At 38.6% G+C, this 15,020-nt stretch carries 19 protein-coding genes and 1 tRNA gene; all 20 read right to left on the reverse strand.

Annotated elements, in window-relative coordinates; all coding sequences use genetic code 11:
* Positions 1-80: 80 nt before the first annotated feature.
* The gene (locus tag C9914_RS10770) at positions 81-1,919 is read right to left on the reverse strand and encodes a VirB4 family type IV secretion system protein (protein WP_106765352.1); all 1,839 of its coding nucleotides are present in this window, start codon (positions 1,917-1,919) and stop codon (positions 81-83) included.
* A gap of 9 nt (positions 1,920-1,928) precedes the next feature.
* A complete protein-coding gene (locus C9914_RS10775) occupies positions 1,929-2,747 on the reverse strand; it encodes a class B sortase (RefSeq protein ID WP_158707405.1) in 819 nt (272 codons plus the stop codon).
* Positions 2,734-3,333: a hypothetical protein gene (locus C9914_RS10780; protein ID WP_106765355.1), complete on the reverse strand. Its 600-nt coding sequence runs from the start codon at positions 3,331-3,333 to the stop codon at positions 2,734-2,736. Before C9914_RS10780 ends, C9914_RS10775 begins: the two co-directional genes overlap by 14 nt.
* Positions 3,334-3,419: 86 nt before the next feature.
* Complete coding sequence (locus C9914_RS10785; protein WP_106765356.1) at positions 3,420-3,683, reverse strand: hypothetical protein; 264 nt, start codon at positions 3,681-3,683, stop codon at positions 3,420-3,422.
* 10 nt (positions 3,684-3,693) lie between these two features.
* Positions 3,694-4,626, reverse strand: a complete 933-nt coding sequence (locus tag C9914_RS10790) for a conjugal transfer protein TrbL family protein (protein ID WP_242972118.1) — start codon at positions 4,624-4,626, stop codon at positions 3,694-3,696.
* Positions 4,627-4,641: 15 nt separating this feature from the next.
* A complete protein-coding gene (locus C9914_RS10795; protein ID WP_106765358.1) occupies positions 4,642-4,992 on the reverse strand; it encodes a DUF3852 domain-containing protein in 351 nt (116 codons plus the stop codon).
* Complete coding sequence (locus tag C9914_RS10800; protein WP_106765360.1) at positions 4,993-5,322, reverse strand: DUF7768 domain-containing protein; 330 nt, start codon at positions 5,320-5,322, stop codon at positions 4,993-4,995.
* A complete protein-coding gene (locus C9914_RS10805) occupies positions 5,322-8,999 on the reverse strand; it encodes a SpaA isopeptide-forming pilin-related protein (RefSeq protein ID WP_106765362.1) in 3,678 nt (1,225 codons plus the stop codon). The genes C9914_RS10800 and C9914_RS10805 overlap by 1 nt, the downstream gene beginning before the upstream one ends.
* 78 nt (positions 9,000-9,077) lie before the next feature.
* Positions 9,078-9,674, reverse strand: coding sequence for a hypothetical protein (locus C9914_RS10810; RefSeq protein WP_106765363.1), 597 nt, complete (start codon positions 9,672-9,674; stop codon positions 9,078-9,080).
* Between the two features lie 76 nt (positions 9,675-9,750).
* The gene (locus C9914_RS10815) at positions 9,751-10,479 is read right to left on the reverse strand and encodes a RodZ family helix-turn-helix domain-containing protein (RefSeq protein ID WP_106765365.1); all 729 of its coding nucleotides are present in this window, start codon (positions 10,477-10,479) and stop codon (positions 9,751-9,753) included.
* A gap of 63 nt (positions 10,480-10,542) precedes the next feature.
* Positions 10,543-10,941, reverse strand: a complete 399-nt coding sequence (locus C9914_RS10820; RefSeq protein ID WP_158707406.1) for a SpoVG family protein — start codon at positions 10,939-10,941, stop codon at positions 10,543-10,545.
* A 19-nt stretch (positions 10,942-10,960) separates the two neighbouring features.
* A complete protein-coding gene (locus tag C9914_RS10825) occupies positions 10,961-11,257 on the reverse strand; it encodes an AbrB/MazE/SpoVT family DNA-binding domain-containing protein (RefSeq protein ID WP_242972119.1) in 297 nt (98 codons plus the stop codon).
* Positions 11,244-11,456, reverse strand: a complete 213-nt coding sequence (locus C9914_RS10830; protein WP_106765370.1) for a hypothetical protein — start codon at positions 11,454-11,456, stop codon at positions 11,244-11,246. The genes C9914_RS10825 and C9914_RS10830 overlap by 14 nt, the downstream gene beginning before the upstream one ends.
* Positions 11,446-12,435, reverse strand: a complete 990-nt coding sequence (locus C9914_RS10835; protein ID WP_242972120.1) for a DNA adenine methylase — start codon at positions 12,433-12,435, stop codon at positions 11,446-11,448. The genes C9914_RS10830 and C9914_RS10835 overlap by 11 nt, the downstream gene beginning before the upstream one ends.
* Before the next feature lie 113 nt (positions 12,436-12,548).
* Complete coding sequence (locus tag C9914_RS11945) at positions 12,549-12,923, reverse strand: DNA cytosine methyltransferase (RefSeq protein ID WP_306373312.1); 375 nt, start codon at positions 12,921-12,923, stop codon at positions 12,549-12,551.
* A 126-nt stretch (positions 12,924-13,049) separates the two neighbouring features.
* Positions 13,050-13,769: a DNA cytosine methyltransferase gene (locus C9914_RS11950; RefSeq protein ID WP_306373313.1), complete on the reverse strand. Its 720-nt coding sequence runs from the start codon at positions 13,767-13,769 to the stop codon at positions 13,050-13,052.
* Between the two features lie 38 nt (positions 13,770-13,807).
* Positions 13,808-14,125 (reverse strand): DUF4314 domain-containing protein, encoded by a 318-nt coding sequence (locus C9914_RS10845; RefSeq protein WP_242972121.1) that lies wholly within the window; start codon positions 14,123-14,125, stop codon positions 13,808-13,810.
* A 74-nt stretch (positions 14,126-14,199) separates the two neighbouring features.
* Positions 14,200-14,361: a hypothetical protein gene (locus tag C9914_RS11555; protein ID WP_158707407.1), complete on the reverse strand. Its 162-nt coding sequence runs from the start codon at positions 14,359-14,361 to the stop codon at positions 14,200-14,202.
* Positions 14,362-14,508: 147 nt separating this feature from the next.
* The gene (locus C9914_RS11920; RefSeq protein ID WP_276329548.1) at positions 14,509-14,640 is read right to left on the reverse strand and encodes a hypothetical protein; all 132 of its coding nucleotides are present in this window, start codon (positions 14,638-14,640) and stop codon (positions 14,509-14,511) included.
* Positions 14,641-14,735: 95 nt separating this feature from the next.
* Positions 14,736-14,811: transfer RNA gene (locus C9914_RS10850), tRNA-Asn, on the reverse strand.
* Between the last annotated feature and the right edge of the window lie 209 nt (positions 14,812-15,020).

Raw genomic sequence — 15,020 nt, forward strand, 5'->3', positions numbered from 1 at the left:
AATATAAGCAATGGTACTTTTAAAATTTAATTCTATCAATCATAATACCATATGAAAATAAGATTGTCTATAATTAAATTCTATCTACCCCCAGCACTACCGAAAATCTCTGCTTTGTATTCCGGTGCCTGAACAAGTAACAAATACCTTTCATTACCGCATCTATACAGGCAAGTGCCTCTTTCTGCAAACTTGATTAAGTCGTATTCGTTTGGCTCAATCATTAAAGCATCTTCAAAGTCCTTTGGATTGATGTTGCCCGGGTAGAACAGAAAGTGATGAGTTGGAATTGAGAAAAGCGGTTTTGTGAACTCCTTAATACTCGGAATCAGAAAATCATCAATGTTCTGACTTGCTAAAATCACCGCTGAATCCTTTTTACGCACACGCTTCATTGCGTTTCGTATATACTCAATGGCTATTGGGTTTGAAAGAAAAAGATACATTTCATCTATTGATGCAACTGTGTTTCCCTCTCCAAGGAGCTTGTTACTCATATATGAGAGGATATTAAAAAGCATAGCGTCTTTTAGTCTTTTGTTTGTGTCGAGTAATCCCTTTACTCCAAAACACAATAAGCTGTCATCTGTGATGTTCGTATGACCGTTAAAGTACTTGCTTTCGGAACCTACACACATACTGTGAATACCCAAACAAACCTCCTGCAAAACTTCTTCTGTGTAGAGGTATTTTCTCTTGCGGTCATAGGTCATATATTCTTCTTCGCATAAGTCGTAAAAGTCACTCATTACAGGAAAGTCTGACGGTTTCTTTGCGCTGTAATCCGTTGAGTCTGTAATGCCGAATCTTGCATATAGTTTCATAAGCAGAATTTCAATGGTATCAAGCTGAACATCTGTAAAGTCTTTGTAGGCTCTGAAAAAATCCTTTAAAAACGCAATGTGTTGTGACAATCGGGTAGCTTTGTTAAACGCATCAGGTGCATCTTTGTCAATATCACCTTGACCTGTATTCCAAGCCTTAGGTTCAAGAGGGTTTATCTTGTATCTGCCTGACATAAAGTCAATGTAACAACCGCCAAGTGAGTTGGTAAGGTTCTCATACTCTGATTCAGGGTCAAGACAAACAATTTTCTTTCCACTTTCACGAATGTTTGTGAGAATGAGTTTCAACAAATAACTTTTTCCTTGCCCTGAGTTGCCGAGAATCAGTATGTTTGAATTTGTCTTGTCCTCTGTTCGTCTGTCAAAGTCAACAAGAATATTCGTGCCGTATTTATCTCGTCCGATATATAAGCCGTTGGGGTCTGTCTTACCTGAGAAGTTAAACGGGAACAGATTCGCAACAGAACTTGCCGGCAACACCCTTTCATAAAGACTGCCGAATTGATTTGAACCTATGGGTAGAGCAGACAAGAAACCTTCCTTTTGACGAAGTGTAAGTCTGTCAACCACAATATTTGACCGGGTAAGCTCCATTGCAATATCGGTTTGAAGTTCCTTTAGTTTCTGTTTGCTCTTGGCTTTCAATTCTATAAATACCGAACAATGCAAAAGAGGTTCTTTGTTCTTGTGCATATTTGCAATGAGGGTAACAACATCCTGCAGATTGCCCTGTGCCTCAATGGTTTCGTTTACATCATTACCGCTTGATTTCAGTTTGTTTTTGCGTGTGGCGTTCTGTATGATTTTTCTCTGCTCCATACTTTCCACAAGTCTGTGATAAATGCGAAGCGTTACACAATTTCTGTCGGCAAGCTGAGAAAGTATTGCCTGTTCTTCCGTTGAGGTTGGATATTCACGCACCGCCCACACACTGCGATATGAGTCCCCAACAATGTAGTGGTCGGTAAAAAACTTTATTGTTGACGGCATAATCATATCAAAGAAATCTTTAGTGTAAATCTCCTCTGCCTGCTGTGGTGTAAGCACCTTTGGTTTTCTTTTAAACAGTCCCATTTTACCTCCTTAGTTTCGTACCGCCAATACAAGTATGCGGTCATCCTGATTATTACCGTAACAGGTTGACAGCGTTAATATCTGCTGACCGTATTTTGGTGTGATACCTGTTTCATAAATAGATTTTTCTTTTGCGTATTCAACCAAAGAGTTGTACCTCTTTTCTGTAAGCGCTGTTGTAAACCTGTACCATTCATCATCAGACTTAACTTTCAGAACAGCAAAGACGGTATATGCAGATACACCGTCTTTTGTTTCAAGCACAACCGCTTTGTGTTCATCTCTGTATGAAGTGTTTGTATAGTTGCAAAGCTCTGCAAACATTGTGCCGTTGTTCATATGGTGTCCGTAGATTATGAGGTTTGTGCTTGTAGATGTGCATCTTCCATCAAGAAACGGAACACCGCTAAGGCTGTATTCACCGTAAAAGTTTTTATTCAGATACTTTTGCGGATTATCGGGTGTGTGCATAACAGGATAGTTTATGTTTGTGCCTGTTATGCTTACCCAACCGAAGCAATCAGAATTCATTGAAGTGAGTTCTGATATTGAATGTGGCTGATAGTCAGTTGTGTAATACATAGGTTGTTCAGATTGGACTTCATTATCTGAATCACTGACTTTTAATAAATTCGGCTTTCTAACTATTTCTTCAAGAGTTGCATCTGTTGTTTCCTCAGTAACGATTTCTGCAAGCTGTCTGAATTCTTCTTTTTCTTTGTTTTCGGTGTAAAGTTGTGAGAACACCGAAACAAGACAGGTAATTAAAATTGAAGAAAATATACCTATAACAATTCCCATTTGGATTTTTCCTTTATGCTTCTTCATTTTCAGCCTCCGAAATATATTGCTCGCCGTCATAGTCAGGCATAAGGTCACCGTTCATACTTGCATCAAAGTAGATTGCAAGAAATCGCTTGATGTCACCTTTGCTCATTCGTGTTACCTCAAAGCCTTGGTCTGCAATGATTTTTTCAACCCTGTTTGCTTTCTGCAACACATTTTCCGACTTTGCGGATTTGCACCTTGCAATGAACAAAAACTGTCTTGCTGTTGAAGTTTCCGTCTGAATACTGTCAAGAAATTTTAAATCCTTGTTCAGAATTTTTCTGACCTTTTCATTACTTTCTTCTTCAATTCTGTCTTTGATATAGCTTTTGTTTGTGTCAAAACACTCACAGGAATCGGTACAGGTTATCTCAATATCAGGCACAGCAGAAAGAATCATCATAAGGTGACGAATCTTGATTTCAATGTTGATGTGCGACAACACAGAAATATTTGTAGGCTGTACCATAAAGAAAACAAGCTCGTCTTTACCAACCTTTAAGCCGTTTTTGGTAAAGGTCTTTATACCGATTAAGTACTGCGTTGATTTGCCCTTCCTTTTTTTCTTAATTCTTGATTTACGCATTTTGTGTTTTTCCTCCATATCATAGTAATTTCGCAGGCACACAAAACTTGTTAACAACAAGCCAAGTGTGCGAATTGGGTGCAGCGTCACGCTGCCCATATAAACTCTTGTTGTGTTGAAATAAAATACTTCACAGCATAGCGGATAAAATCAAGCACAGTTGTATCTTCAAGTCGGATTGTAAGGAAACCGAAGCATAGAGTTACAACAAGTGGTAGAAAAAACTGTGTCTGTGCAAACATAAGCACAGACAACAAAAGCGCTATACAGATAATTGCAAAATCTCTCAAACTCCACAGCCATAAGTTGGCTGTGGCTTTTAAGTTTTTCGGATATAAATATGTGGTCATTTAATTCTCCTCATTTCGTAGCTCTCGCTACACTTTTTGTTAGGTTTACTGCTGTTGTAGTTGCGTGAACAATGCTTGTCATATTCACCTTTACAGATGAATCAAGACCAAACTGCTGTGCTATTCTCGGTACTTCGTTTGCCGACAGCATAATGCCTAACCCCAACAACATATTGTCGGGAAATGTGAGCAAACCGAGGAACAACAGAGTTGTCTGCAAAAAGGCTGTAAGACAAAGGGCAGCAATCTGTTTCATCCACTGATTAAAACCGTCTGTATATCCTCTGGGAACACTGAACATATACAGTGAACCTACCACCATTTGAATCAAAAGTATTCCGCCTCTCTTTATATTTGCGAAAAAGATCTTAATAACGCAATAAGCAAAGGCTATCATACATAACAGATTCAGTAACCCAAATGTTGTCTGTGTTGATACTGCAAAACAGCCTTCTAAAACACTTGTACTTTGTCCCGACAAATTGAGGCTTTGCTGTCCTGCCATTATAGATGACAGATCCTTTGAAAATGTGTTTTGCAGGCTGATACAGAATTTGTACAGTTCCACAGGCACAACACCAAAAAGAGAACAGGCAAAGAAGCCTTTTAGAACATTGATTGCAGTTGTCTTAATGTTGGCCCTGCCGTTTTGGTATTCTATTGCTACATCAAATACGGCAACTACCGTGCCTGCAACAAACAAACCCCAGCCGAACAGGGTAAATAAATTGATTGTTGCCTGAACCCATTCAAGGTCGAAAATATCTGCACCCATATTGCCCATCATTGTGAAGAAGTCAGCCACGGCATTGTAAATGGTTTCATAAAACCACTGAAGCATTGTGTTCCATATTGCGTTTGAGATTTGTTCACCGAGAAAGTCAAATGTACTGCCGATAGCATCGCCTATTCCTCCGATAAAATCTCCTAACCAATCAAACATTTAATTCCCTCTTTTCTATCCCAGTACTGTCCAGATATACAGAGGAGCGGTCAACGAAAATACAAGACAACCGAAAAGGATTGCAGGTGCAGTAAATTCAAACTGACCGTGTTTGCGATAGTCCATATACGCTGTTGCAAGTTTGACAAAGAACAGAATTGCAAGAATCATATCCACAGCAGGGAATACTACATTATTAACTACATTTTTGATTTGTGTTTGAGCCGCCGTCCAAGTGCTTTCGATTGCACTTGAAACATCACCTGCGGCGAATACCGTTACTGCCGATATTGCAAACAAAGCAGCAACAACGGCAACAGTCAGAAAAATCTTTAAAAGTTTTATTCTATTACTTTTTACTTTCATTTAGATAACCTCCGTTTTCTTCAATTCCTTTTCCGATATATATTTCACCTTGATATTAAGCTTCTCGGCAAAGATAATTTCCTTTTTCATACCCTCGGTTATTTCATCACCGAACACCCATACTTCATCACATACCCACAGCAGAGAGAGACCTGCCTGCATACCGAGTTTTCTTTCATCGGGAATTTCATCATTTAGAACAAGGGCGTAAAAATGCGGTATGACAGGAGCCATACCGCACTTAAATATATATCGGGCATATCGTTTTGCGTTTTCAATGTTTCCGGAAATGTTGCCACTCAGTGGTGAACATATATATGCCCTTCGCATTATTCATCATCCTCGTCTTTCTTTTTGATTTTGATAATTACAACAGATACAAGTCCCCCCAAGGCTACTGCGCCAAGTCCAATCCAAAAGCCGATATTTGAGTTATCGCCCGTCTGTGGCTTTTCAGGTTCAGGCTGTGGGTGAATTGTAACGGTCTGATTCTCGTCATCAATATCTGTGTGTGTGGCAATTTCTACATCTTCACTGTACAGAGATTCAAAGACGACAATATCGGTTTCTTTTGTAACAGCAGAGCCGTCAAAGGTGAAAGACACAGTTACTTCACCGTTTGATGTTTCGGGAGTGAATGTTGCTTCAGAGGTAATTTCTTCATCGTCAACTACAAACGGCTTTCCTGTTTTCTTATCCATTAAAACACCTTTTAAGGTGTTTTCCTTGTTAGGCACAAGATGTTTGAAACTTACAATATCATCAATGGTAACTGTTTCTCCTGCTGTGACTTCCTTTTCACCACCAACGGTTGCCGTGGTTTTCAGTTCGGGGATTTTATCGTTTTCTACTGTGATTTCAATTACTTCTTCATTCTTTGATACAGTTACAGAATAGGTTTCAGCGTTTGGCAGATAACCCTCGGCAGGCTTTAATTCACATACAGTATACTGACCGTAAGGAATATTGAAAAATTCAAACACACCGTTCTCATCTGATTTTGCTGTGAGGATTGAGTTTTCTTCCGTAAACTCTGTTTCATCAGTGCTAAATAAACCGAACAACGCACCACTAATATTTTCGCCTGTTTCACGGTCAATCTTCAAGCCTTTGATTGTTCCGTAAGCAAATTCATTTCTAATTGGTTCTCCGTTGTTTACTGTAATATTTACAGTTGCAATATTCTGCCCTACGTATTCAAACACAACGGGATATTTCTCATCAGAGAGAATATAATGAATGTCCGTTTTTATTTCCTTAACATAGTAACCGCCAAACGGAAGATCTGTTGCAAAAGTTGCCTTACCGTTCTCATCACAAGTGATGATTTCAACAAGTCCGTCTTTTGGAATAACCGTACCGTTTGATGCTTTAATATCCTCATCGGCATAAAGTCCGAAAGAAACACTTTTTATTTCATCGCCATTACCGATACCAAAAGTTTCATCCTTTTCAAGCACTTTTAAAAGGTCGATTTCCGCCTTCTGTCTTTCGTTTACAAATGAAGTTGATGTGTTTGTCACCTTTTCGTTCTGTCCTGCATAGGTGAGTTCAATATGATTTACTGTCTTGTTCAGAACAGTTCCGTTAGAAGCGACGGTTTCTACAACACGATATTTACCGAGATACAGTTCGTTACTTGTTGCTGTGCCTTTTTCGTTTGTTTTCAGGGTTGCAACAAGTGTATCCTTTTTCACTCTTACTGTACCGTCCGGAGTTGTAATGTCCTCATCAGCGTAGATTTCAAATACAGCTTTTGCTAAACCTCTGACAGAGTGTTCCGGCTGATAGATTACCACTTCTTCACCTGATGAAGTTACATTTGAGAAAATCTCGCCTGTCTTTTCAACTGTAATCGTACCTTTCTGCGGTGTGTTTTTCTTCTCTGTTTTTACGATTGTAACGCCGTTTTCTTCGCTTGTGTTTTCTGTTGTAATGTCAAAATACACAGGAGTGCTGTCAAGGATATATCCGTATGGAGCCTGAACCTCTACTATGGAATATCCTTTTCCATACGGTAGAGGTTCAGGTGTGATAAGACAGCCTTCTTCATTTGTATAGAAAGTATCAATCTTTGTAACAGTTGGGTAAGTATATTTCATAGTTACAAGCTCGCCCTTTGGATTGTAAATCTGAAAGCCTGCGCCTGCATATGGAATCTGCTTGCCTGTTTCAGAATCCATCTTTACTATCTTTACATAACTTTCAAGACCTGCGTTGTTAATTAGATATTTATAGGTCTTGCCGTTTTCGTTTATGAACACATCAAAGTCCTTTATGAACTCCGTTCCGTCCCAACCTTTTGTCTGATGAACAGTGTATGTGCCGTATGGTAAATCTTTAGTTTCTGCAAAGCCGTATTCATCACATAGAAGTGTATCTCTTTCCGTTTCTTTTGCTTTACTGTAACTGCCCGACGACTTGAGATACACCTGAAATTCTGCACCCTTTTCGGGAGTTTCTATTTTTGTACTTCCATCATCGGTATGCTTGATTATAGAGATTTTTCCCTTTGTAATGTCTTCGGTAACACCCATTGAAATTGAGTTGTTTTCGACTGTATAATTTTTCGCTTCCGCACCTATATGATATTCGGTTTCATCGAGCAGATAACCCTCGCTCGGCTCAATTTCTTTCAAAGTCCAGTTATCTCCGCATACATAGTATGAGGTTGTGAAACTTCCGTTTTTGTCTGTGGTGTATTTATCAACAAGTTTTCCGTTATTGTAGATGCCGTAAACTGCACCTGCAAGTGTTGCGTTTCCCTGTGCTGTTTTCGTTTCGGCATCGGTTTTGGTGACAGTCAAACTCCACTTTTTAAGGATATTTGCAAATGAAACTGTGGCAGTTTTGCCTGACTCCACCTTAACAGTTTTACTGTTCTGTTTTGCATATTTTCCCTCTGTGTTTTCGGTTACTGTGTAAGTACCGGGAACAAGGTCGGTTAATTCAAATTCGCCCTTTGAGTTTGTTTTTACGGTCTTGTTAAAGTTTTCTCCCTTAACTGTAAACTCAATATTTGCAACATTTCCGTCCTCTGAGGTTTTAACAAGTTTCAGATTACCAGAGCTTGTCTTTACTTTAAAATATGCTCTTATCGGGTCTGCATCATTTTCAACACCCGTGATTACATCCTGCAAACTCGCATCTCCATACGGAACAAGCACAGTTTTGCCCACATCCGGCATCAACTTTTCAGAGTTAAAGGTTAATGCATCATTTACTGCTGAAGTTGAGGTTAGTATCAATTTATTTCCTGATTTTGTGGCTGTAATTCCGTTTGTTGTTTTGAAAGTAAACTCATCAAGAATTTTGTTGCTGTCAGTAAGTGTAACAGAATATTTTCTATCACTATACTTCATTTCATAGGTTTCTGCCTTTGATGCGATTGCTGATGCAAAGCTTGGAACAGTTGAATAGTTTGCAAGGCTTTTTGAAATTGCATTGTAAACCGACTTAACACCTGGGTTTGCACCGTCTGCACAAATGCCGTCTATATATTTTGTGTTGGTGCATTTGTAACCGTCATTTGTACTTCTGCAACCTGACACAAACTCCCAAACAATGAGCTGCGTTGCAATCCATTTCTGATCTTCTGTACCGCTTAAATTCTTTCCCGAACCGGGTTTACCATACAGCAGAGCAAGGTTAATCGCCTTTTGCTTTGCAGTACCTAAATTTTTCCACACAGTCGAACCGTTCTCCGTCAAGGAATTGCCTGCAAACAAACTGTGCCCGGGTTCAATGCAGTAGGCTTCCTTTCCGTCTGCAAAAATCTTGCACAGTTCTTCGCCGGGAGTTCCGACCGTGTAACCGTTGTCGGTCGTGGTCTGCTGATATCTGATAATGTTCCCTGCTGTGTCGTAACAGTAATCAAATGTAATTGTTGCTTTGTCACCGCTTGCCGCACTTACAGGGAGAGTAAACATTGTGCTAAATGCGATGAGAACAACAAATAGTATTGCCGTTATTCTTGTAAATTTCTTGTTTTTGATTAAGTTCGTCATATTAAAAATCCTTTCATAAAAAATATGGGGCAAGATTTTACCCTTGCCCCGATTGATGTTTATTCTGTTTTTAATCAATCATAAGTTCATCATCTGCCTTTCATCATAATTTTCATCTATATCGTCGGACTGCTCACTGCTGTCTGTGATATTTACATACTCACCGATAATGCTCAGCGCCTCGCAGTAACTGCCTGATTTTGTAACACGACCGCACATTTCTTTTGCCTCATCTGCCATACCGTTTTGCTTTAAGGTATGACTTGCAATTCCCATCAGATTGAAAATATTGCCGTCCTGACCTACCAATTTGCAGTCGGGTTTGACCTTTTCAGCTTTGTTCTGCTCAGGTTCAAAACCGCCCAGCTTGTTATCCACATAGTCGGAAAGCCAAGTTCCGGCAAAGGCTGTATATGACTGCAATCGCCACATTGACAGTTTGACCACATCAAGGTGAACATTATCAAAGGGATAGAGAATGCAGGTAACGCCCTCATTTTGAAACACAGACACATCATCGAATTTTGTGTCATCAAGAAGTATTCCGTTTTCTGTGAGAATATCATTTATACCGTCAACCCATTCCTTTACTTCACCTCCGCAACCTTGGAGGATTAGTCCTTCCTTGTTATTCATCTTTCTTAAGTCGTTTGTTGTAATGTTTTTAATTGTCATTTACATTTTCCTTTCACATAAAAATAGCACCCACAATTAAGTGAGTGCTGAAAAAATTGTCTGTCGGAACACCCGACTAACAATAGACCACATATATTTTGTTGCTTTCTGCTACTACATTAAATGACAGCTCACTTGGAACTATTCCGTCATGTTTGTAGTAGTATGCCACATACTCTATATCGGCATAACAGTCTGCAATCAAACTTTGTGTATCATCATAGTATGATGCGTTTGTCGGTGAGAACCAACTTGCGTTGCCTGTGTTAAGAGAACTGTCATATTCCATACCCAGCTGTTTGCCGTAGCTTATGGCTGAATTTACAGCAGAAGTTACATCAACACTGTTCTTCTCTGTGGGTGGTTGTGTTTGCGTGGGTGCAGGCTTATTTGTCGGCTTTTCGGTTGGTTTCTCTGTTGCTTTTTGAGCATGTTTTTCTTTGGTTGCTTCGGTTTTCTGCTCCGTAACTTTTGGTATTGAATCCTGCTTTGTTTGAATTGGTTCAGTTGCTGAAACAATCGCCGAATTTTGCCCACTGTCGACTTTTTCTTGGGGTTTGATATCCGTTTCCGAAGATTCTGTTTCCTGCGATACTGTGGGTTTTACCGTGGTTTCTGCTGTTGTGGTAGTTGCAATCTGACTTGTTGTACTGATTACAGAAGTTGTTTCAGATACAGAAACATCCGCAGTTTTTGAAACTACGGATGCCTTAATATCGTTATTTACTTTTTCTTCTGCTGTACAAGCTGTGAATGTTCCTGCCGCTAAAATTAAAGTCAGCATAATTGCGATTTTCTTTTTCATACTATCGCCTTCCTTTCAAGCGACAAGTATATCCAAAGATTTTGAAATGTCCAGAGAATTTTACTACATACTCTGCAAAAAGTTTTCCGATTCATCTTCCGACATATTCTCAGTTTCTGATTCTGCCTGCTGTTCGTCGAGTGACTGATGATATGCTTCCATAACCTTGTTGTTTAGTAAAGTCCTGGCTTCTTTGGAAATTGGGTGGGCAATCTCGTTGAAATGTTTTTCACCGTTATAATCAACATATACATTTGTAGGCATAGCAACAAACAGACCCTTTGTTGAATTCATAATTCTTACGCCGTGAACAACTACAGCACCACCGATTGTAACGCTGGCAAAGGCTTTTGTTTTGCTTTCTTCAAGACTTATGATCTTGTCAATTTTCACCTTGATATATGGCAGTTTCTTTTTCTGATTGTTGTTTTTGTTTCCTTTGAAATTTGTATTCTGTGCCATTATTAAATTTACCTCCAATTTAGTGTTTCTGCTTTTCAGCCCACAACAGGGAAAGATGCACAAGTGCATCCCTCTGTTCTTCTTCAGACAGGCTGTCGAGGAAATCTTCAAGGGTGATATTTTCTTCAAAATTGCCCTCAAACTCATCTAAATATTCATTACAGTTATCGCAGATTTTCTCTTTACGCACAACTACCGAATCGTCATCAAGTTTTGTAAACGACAATACATCATTGTGCCTGAGTCCGATATACTTTCTGATTTCATATGGAATTGTGATTCGTCCTCGCTTTCCGAGAAATCTATACAATTTCATCGTTATTCATCCTCACTTCCTTCAAATTCATGGTTTCTCTGCACTCATCACAGATGCAGTCGCAGTCACATACTTCATCTTTGCATCTTTCAAGAATAATTAAGCCATCTGCGGCTGTAATCTTGATAATCGAACCTGATATGATGCCTGATACAATTAATGAATCAAGCGGTATGCTGATATATACTCTATTTTCCATGGTAAACAACATTCTCCTTTATAATTTTATTCACTTCTCTTGTTTGGTTTGTATCAAAAAAGTTGAGTTGATACGGCTTTGACCGTTCACGCTCACGCATATCATAATTTGATATTAAAATTTCGTGGAATTCCTCTCCCGGTTTATACTTTTGAGCCATACTGTGAACTCTCGTAAACCTCAAAAAGTAACATCCTTTATACAAATTTCTGCTTTCTTCACAATCGTTATATGAAAGCAGGAATTTCCCTTTGATTCCGAAAAGAGTATCACGAAGTCGCAAATGGTCATCCCAATTAAAACCACAAGAATAAAAGTGTTCAGTTTTAATGTAGGGAGGATCACAATAAAAGAAAGTATCTTTTCTGTCATAATGGTTTATCAGCGTTTGAAAGTCCTGATTTTCAATTACAACATTTGACATTCTCACACTTACATCTTCTATCAACCTAAATAGATTTCGTATAGAAAAGGGTTGACATGCAAAAGATTTTCCACTGCTTGAATAACTGTATCGCAGTAATTTTAGAAACATAACTGCTCTGCGAATATCATAATCCGTAGCAGATTTACTAAATAGCTCTATAATTTCTTTAGCTTGAGGTTCAGGTAATATTATTTTAGTAAATTCTGTTTCCTCGTCAATAAAGTCGTTTCTAAAATTTTTGTGCTTAAAAAAGTCTTTGAGTACATTAAAATCATCCCTTGAATTAAGAGGATAGAACCCAAGTTCTTTTAAAAAAGCCATGGGTCTTTCCTTTATGCAATGAAACAAATTTACAAGGTCTTGATTATAATCGTTGTAAACCTCAAATTTGTCCGGCTTTGATTTACCAAGCATTACTGCACCTGAACCACCAAAAGGTTCAACATATCGGTAGTATTCCAATGGAATAACCTGATAAATAATAGGTAATATTGAAGTCTTATTACCTACCCATGTTACGGGTGTTTTGATATTATCCACCTCCTGTGGCAATATCAATCGCCCCGAAACAACAAAAGCCGTTGATTAAGTTTTTAACTCAACCAACGGCTTATATCTGAAAACCAATATCAGTCGTTTGGAACGATTGATATCAGTTGTTATTTTTATTCTGCTTTACTGTTTTCGTTGACCTGTTTAATTATCTTTCCTATTTCTGATATTACATTCACTGTAACAGCATTTCCGGCTTGTTTGTATAGCTGTGAATCTAACATTCCTGTTGCAAGGACTTTATCAAACTGCTCGCCCGTAAAGCCTTGTAATCTCCAACACTCTCTCGGAATCAGTTTTCTTATTCTGCCGATATGAATTTTCTTTTCCTTATCCACGAATACAACAAGGGGATGTTCCTCATCATCTGTAAGGTTGTAATCTTCTATGAACACAGCAGAATGTTCTCCTTTTCTGTTGCTGATGTCAGATGCGTGACGAGCTGTAATACACCTTGCAATTTCGGTCATTTTAGGGTCAGGGTTCATATCAATAAAGTAATATGCCTGTGTTGATGAGGTTGTAAGAGTATGAGCAACTTTATGACCTACTCTACCTCGTCTTGTGTTATTTTCTGAATAACCGATATCTATGTTGTCACCGGGATAGGCAATTTAGTATCCGTCCTTGGTATTTACTTTTATTGGCAGTCCAAATTCCTCTATGCTATACAGACCTGTTCTGCCACCAAAGCCACCGGCATTACTTGTTAATGTAATACTTGTTCCTTCTGAGGAATATATGCGGTCACCTTCTTTGCCCGGGTATCTTTGTACAGTAGTTTTAGAATTTGTCTGCGTGAAAGATAATACTTGTCCGGCACATTTTTCTCTATGAAATCCGATAAGATACAATCTTTTTCTTGATTGTGGAACTCCGAAATTTTTGCTGTTAAGCACTTGCCATACGACATCATACCCCAATTCTTCCAACGAACTGAGGATTGTTTTAAATGTCCTGCCTTTGTTATGACTAAGGAGTCCGGGTACATTTTCAAGGAACAGAAACTTAGGTCTTTTAACGGAAGCAATTCTTGCAATCTCAAAAAACAGCGTTCCTCTGGTATCTTCAAATCCTTTCCTTTGTCCTGCAATTGAAAAAGACTGACAAGGAAATCCTCCCGTAATAAGGTCGATATGGGGTAACTGTTCGGGTATAATTTTTCTTGCATCTTCAAAGTAAAGTTCGCCTCCTGTATCATACATTGCTTCATATGCCTGCTTTGCATACTTGTCGATTTCGCAATATCCTATGCATTCAAAACCGTCAATTGCTTCAAGTCCGGAACGGAAACCGCCTATACCGGCAAACATATCAAAAAATTTAATTGCCATAAATCTTCATTCCTGTGAAGATTTATTTTATATTCACCTCACTGTTTCATAATCATTTCATTATCTTCATCAAGCGTTTTTTCTTCAACTACTAATGAGGATTGGCTTTCAGCTTCAATTTCTTCCTGGGAAAGTTTCCTGAATACATCTTCGCCGGGAACAACTCCGAGGGAACGACCGTTGTCCCAATCAGGAAAAATCGTACCCATATCATCTACGGCTCGAACTGTACCTCTTGTACCGGATGGTACAGGAGAATATGGGTCATTCATACAGATAAGCTCAATTCGTATACCGGGTGGATACATCTGCTTAACGCTTTCAGCAATTCTGCGCTTTCTATCAAATTTATTCAAGTTTATTACCTCCATAATTGAATTCGTAATCTTGTTGAATTTAAGTAGGACTTCTGATTTTTGTTTTCATATGTCTAACCTCCGTTATTAAATTTTTTGTTGTCACCAGATTTGATGTCTTTTCTTTTATGACTACTTTCAATCTCAGAAAAGTAATCATTTCGCTTATCAAAGTTAGGCTTTTGTTTCATTTGTCGCTCAAACTTTCTAAGTTCAGGTGTGTCTGTAAAGTACATTAAAATCTTCCTTTCTTTGTAAAATAAAAAAAGCAACCGTCTTAATCTAAATTAAAACGATTGCAATAAAAAAGAGCCAATTACTATATATCATAATATAGTGATTGACTCATATGTTTGATTGTATTAAATTAAGCGAGAAAGATGTCAGTTCTTCTGTTCTTTGATTAGATTCTGCAGTTTTTCAACAGCATCATCTTTAGAATCAGAATCTTTAACAATCTGAATAATTGAGTTCATAAGAACATCGAATTGCTTATCAGTCATATTCTGTTCCATATCCTTTCCTTTCCGGCTTGCCAAAATAGATTAATTCTGTAAGCCGAAAACTTAATAAAAACAAAGGCTCATAGAATATACTATGAGCCTCGTTGTGGCTCCCCCAACTGGGCTCGAACCAGTGACATCATGATTAACAGTCATGCGCTCTACCGACTGAGCTATGGAGGATCATATTAAGTTTTCGGCAACAACTTTTGGTCGAAGCCTTTCCTCAAACTAAGAGATAATGTTGGGTATATTTGTGTACACTCGCTCTACCGACTGAGCTATGGAGGAATAACAGCAAAACACCCTATTGGGTGTTTCGCTTGTGTTGGCGTCTTCCTATTTTTCCAGATCGTCACCAATCAAGTATCTTCGGCACTACTGAGCTTAAC

Source organism: Pseudoruminococcus massiliensis, assembly GCF_900291955.1.
Classification (GTDB): domain Bacteria; phylum Bacillota; class Clostridia; order Oscillospirales; family Acutalibacteraceae; genus Pseudoruminococcus; species Pseudoruminococcus massiliensis.

What these genes read in the sequence shown, in the direction of transcription:
- C9914_RS10770 (WP_106765352.1), bottom strand. Translation starts at nt 1,919, where the DNA reads ATGGGACTGTTTAAAAGAAAACCAAAGGTGCTTACACCACAGCAGGCA.
- C9914_RS10775 (WP_158707405.1), bottom strand. Translation starts at nt 2,747, where the DNA reads ATGAAGAAGCATAAAGGAAAAATCCAAATGGGAATTGTTATAGGTATA.
- C9914_RS10780 (WP_106765355.1), bottom strand. Translation starts at nt 3,333, where the DNA reads ATGCGTAAATCAAGAATTAAGAAAAAAAGGAAGGGCAAATCAACGCAG.
- C9914_RS10785 (WP_106765356.1), bottom strand. Translation starts at nt 3,683, where the DNA reads ATGACCACATATTTATATCCGAAAAACTTAAAAGCCACAGCCAACTTA.
- C9914_RS10790 (WP_242972118.1), bottom strand. Translation starts at nt 4,626, where the DNA reads ATGTTTGATTGGTTAGGAGATTTTATCGGAGGAATAGGCGATGCTATC.
- C9914_RS10795 (WP_106765358.1), bottom strand. Translation starts at nt 4,992, where the DNA reads ATGAAAGTAAAAAGTAATAGAATAAAACTTTTAAAGATTTTTCTGACT.
- C9914_RS10800 (WP_106765360.1), bottom strand. Translation starts at nt 5,322, where the DNA reads ATGCGAAGGGCATATATATGTTCACCACTGAGTGGCAACATTTCCGGA.
- C9914_RS10805 (WP_106765362.1), bottom strand. Translation starts at nt 8,999, where the DNA reads ATGACGAACTTAATCAAAAACAAGAAATTTACAAGAATAACGGCAATA.
- C9914_RS10810 (WP_106765363.1), bottom strand. Translation starts at nt 9,674, where the DNA reads ATGACAATTAAAAACATTACAACAAACGACTTAAGAAAGATGAATAAC.
- C9914_RS10815 (WP_106765365.1), bottom strand. Translation starts at nt 10,479, where the DNA reads ATGAAAAAGAAAATCGCAATTATGCTGACTTTAATTTTAGCGGCAGGA.
- C9914_RS10820 (WP_158707406.1), bottom strand. Translation starts at nt 10,941, where the DNA reads ATGGCACAGAATACAAATTTCAAAGGAAACAAAAACAACAATCAGAAA.
- C9914_RS10825 (WP_242972119.1), bottom strand. Translation starts at nt 11,257, where the DNA reads ATGAAATTGTATAGATTTCTCGGAAAGCGAGGACGAATCACAATTCCA.
- C9914_RS10830 (WP_106765370.1), bottom strand. Translation starts at nt 11,456, where the DNA reads ATGGAAAATAGAGTATATATCAGCATACCGCTTGATTCATTAATTGTA.
- C9914_RS11945 (WP_306373312.1), bottom strand. Translation starts at nt 12,923, where the DNA reads ATGAACCCTGACCCTAAAATGACCGAAATTGCAAGGTGTATTACAGCT.
- C9914_RS11950 (WP_306373313.1), bottom strand. Translation starts at nt 13,769, where the DNA reads ATGGCAATTAAATTTTTTGATATGTTTGCCGGTATAGGCGGTTTCCGT.
- C9914_RS11555 (WP_158707407.1), bottom strand. Translation starts at nt 14,361, where the DNA reads ATGTACTTTACAGACACACCTGAACTTAGAAAGTTTGAGCGACAAATG.
- C9914_RS11920 (WP_276329548.1), bottom strand. Translation starts at nt 14,640, where the DNA reads ATGGAACAGAATATGACTGATAAGCAATTCGATGTTCTTATGAACTCA.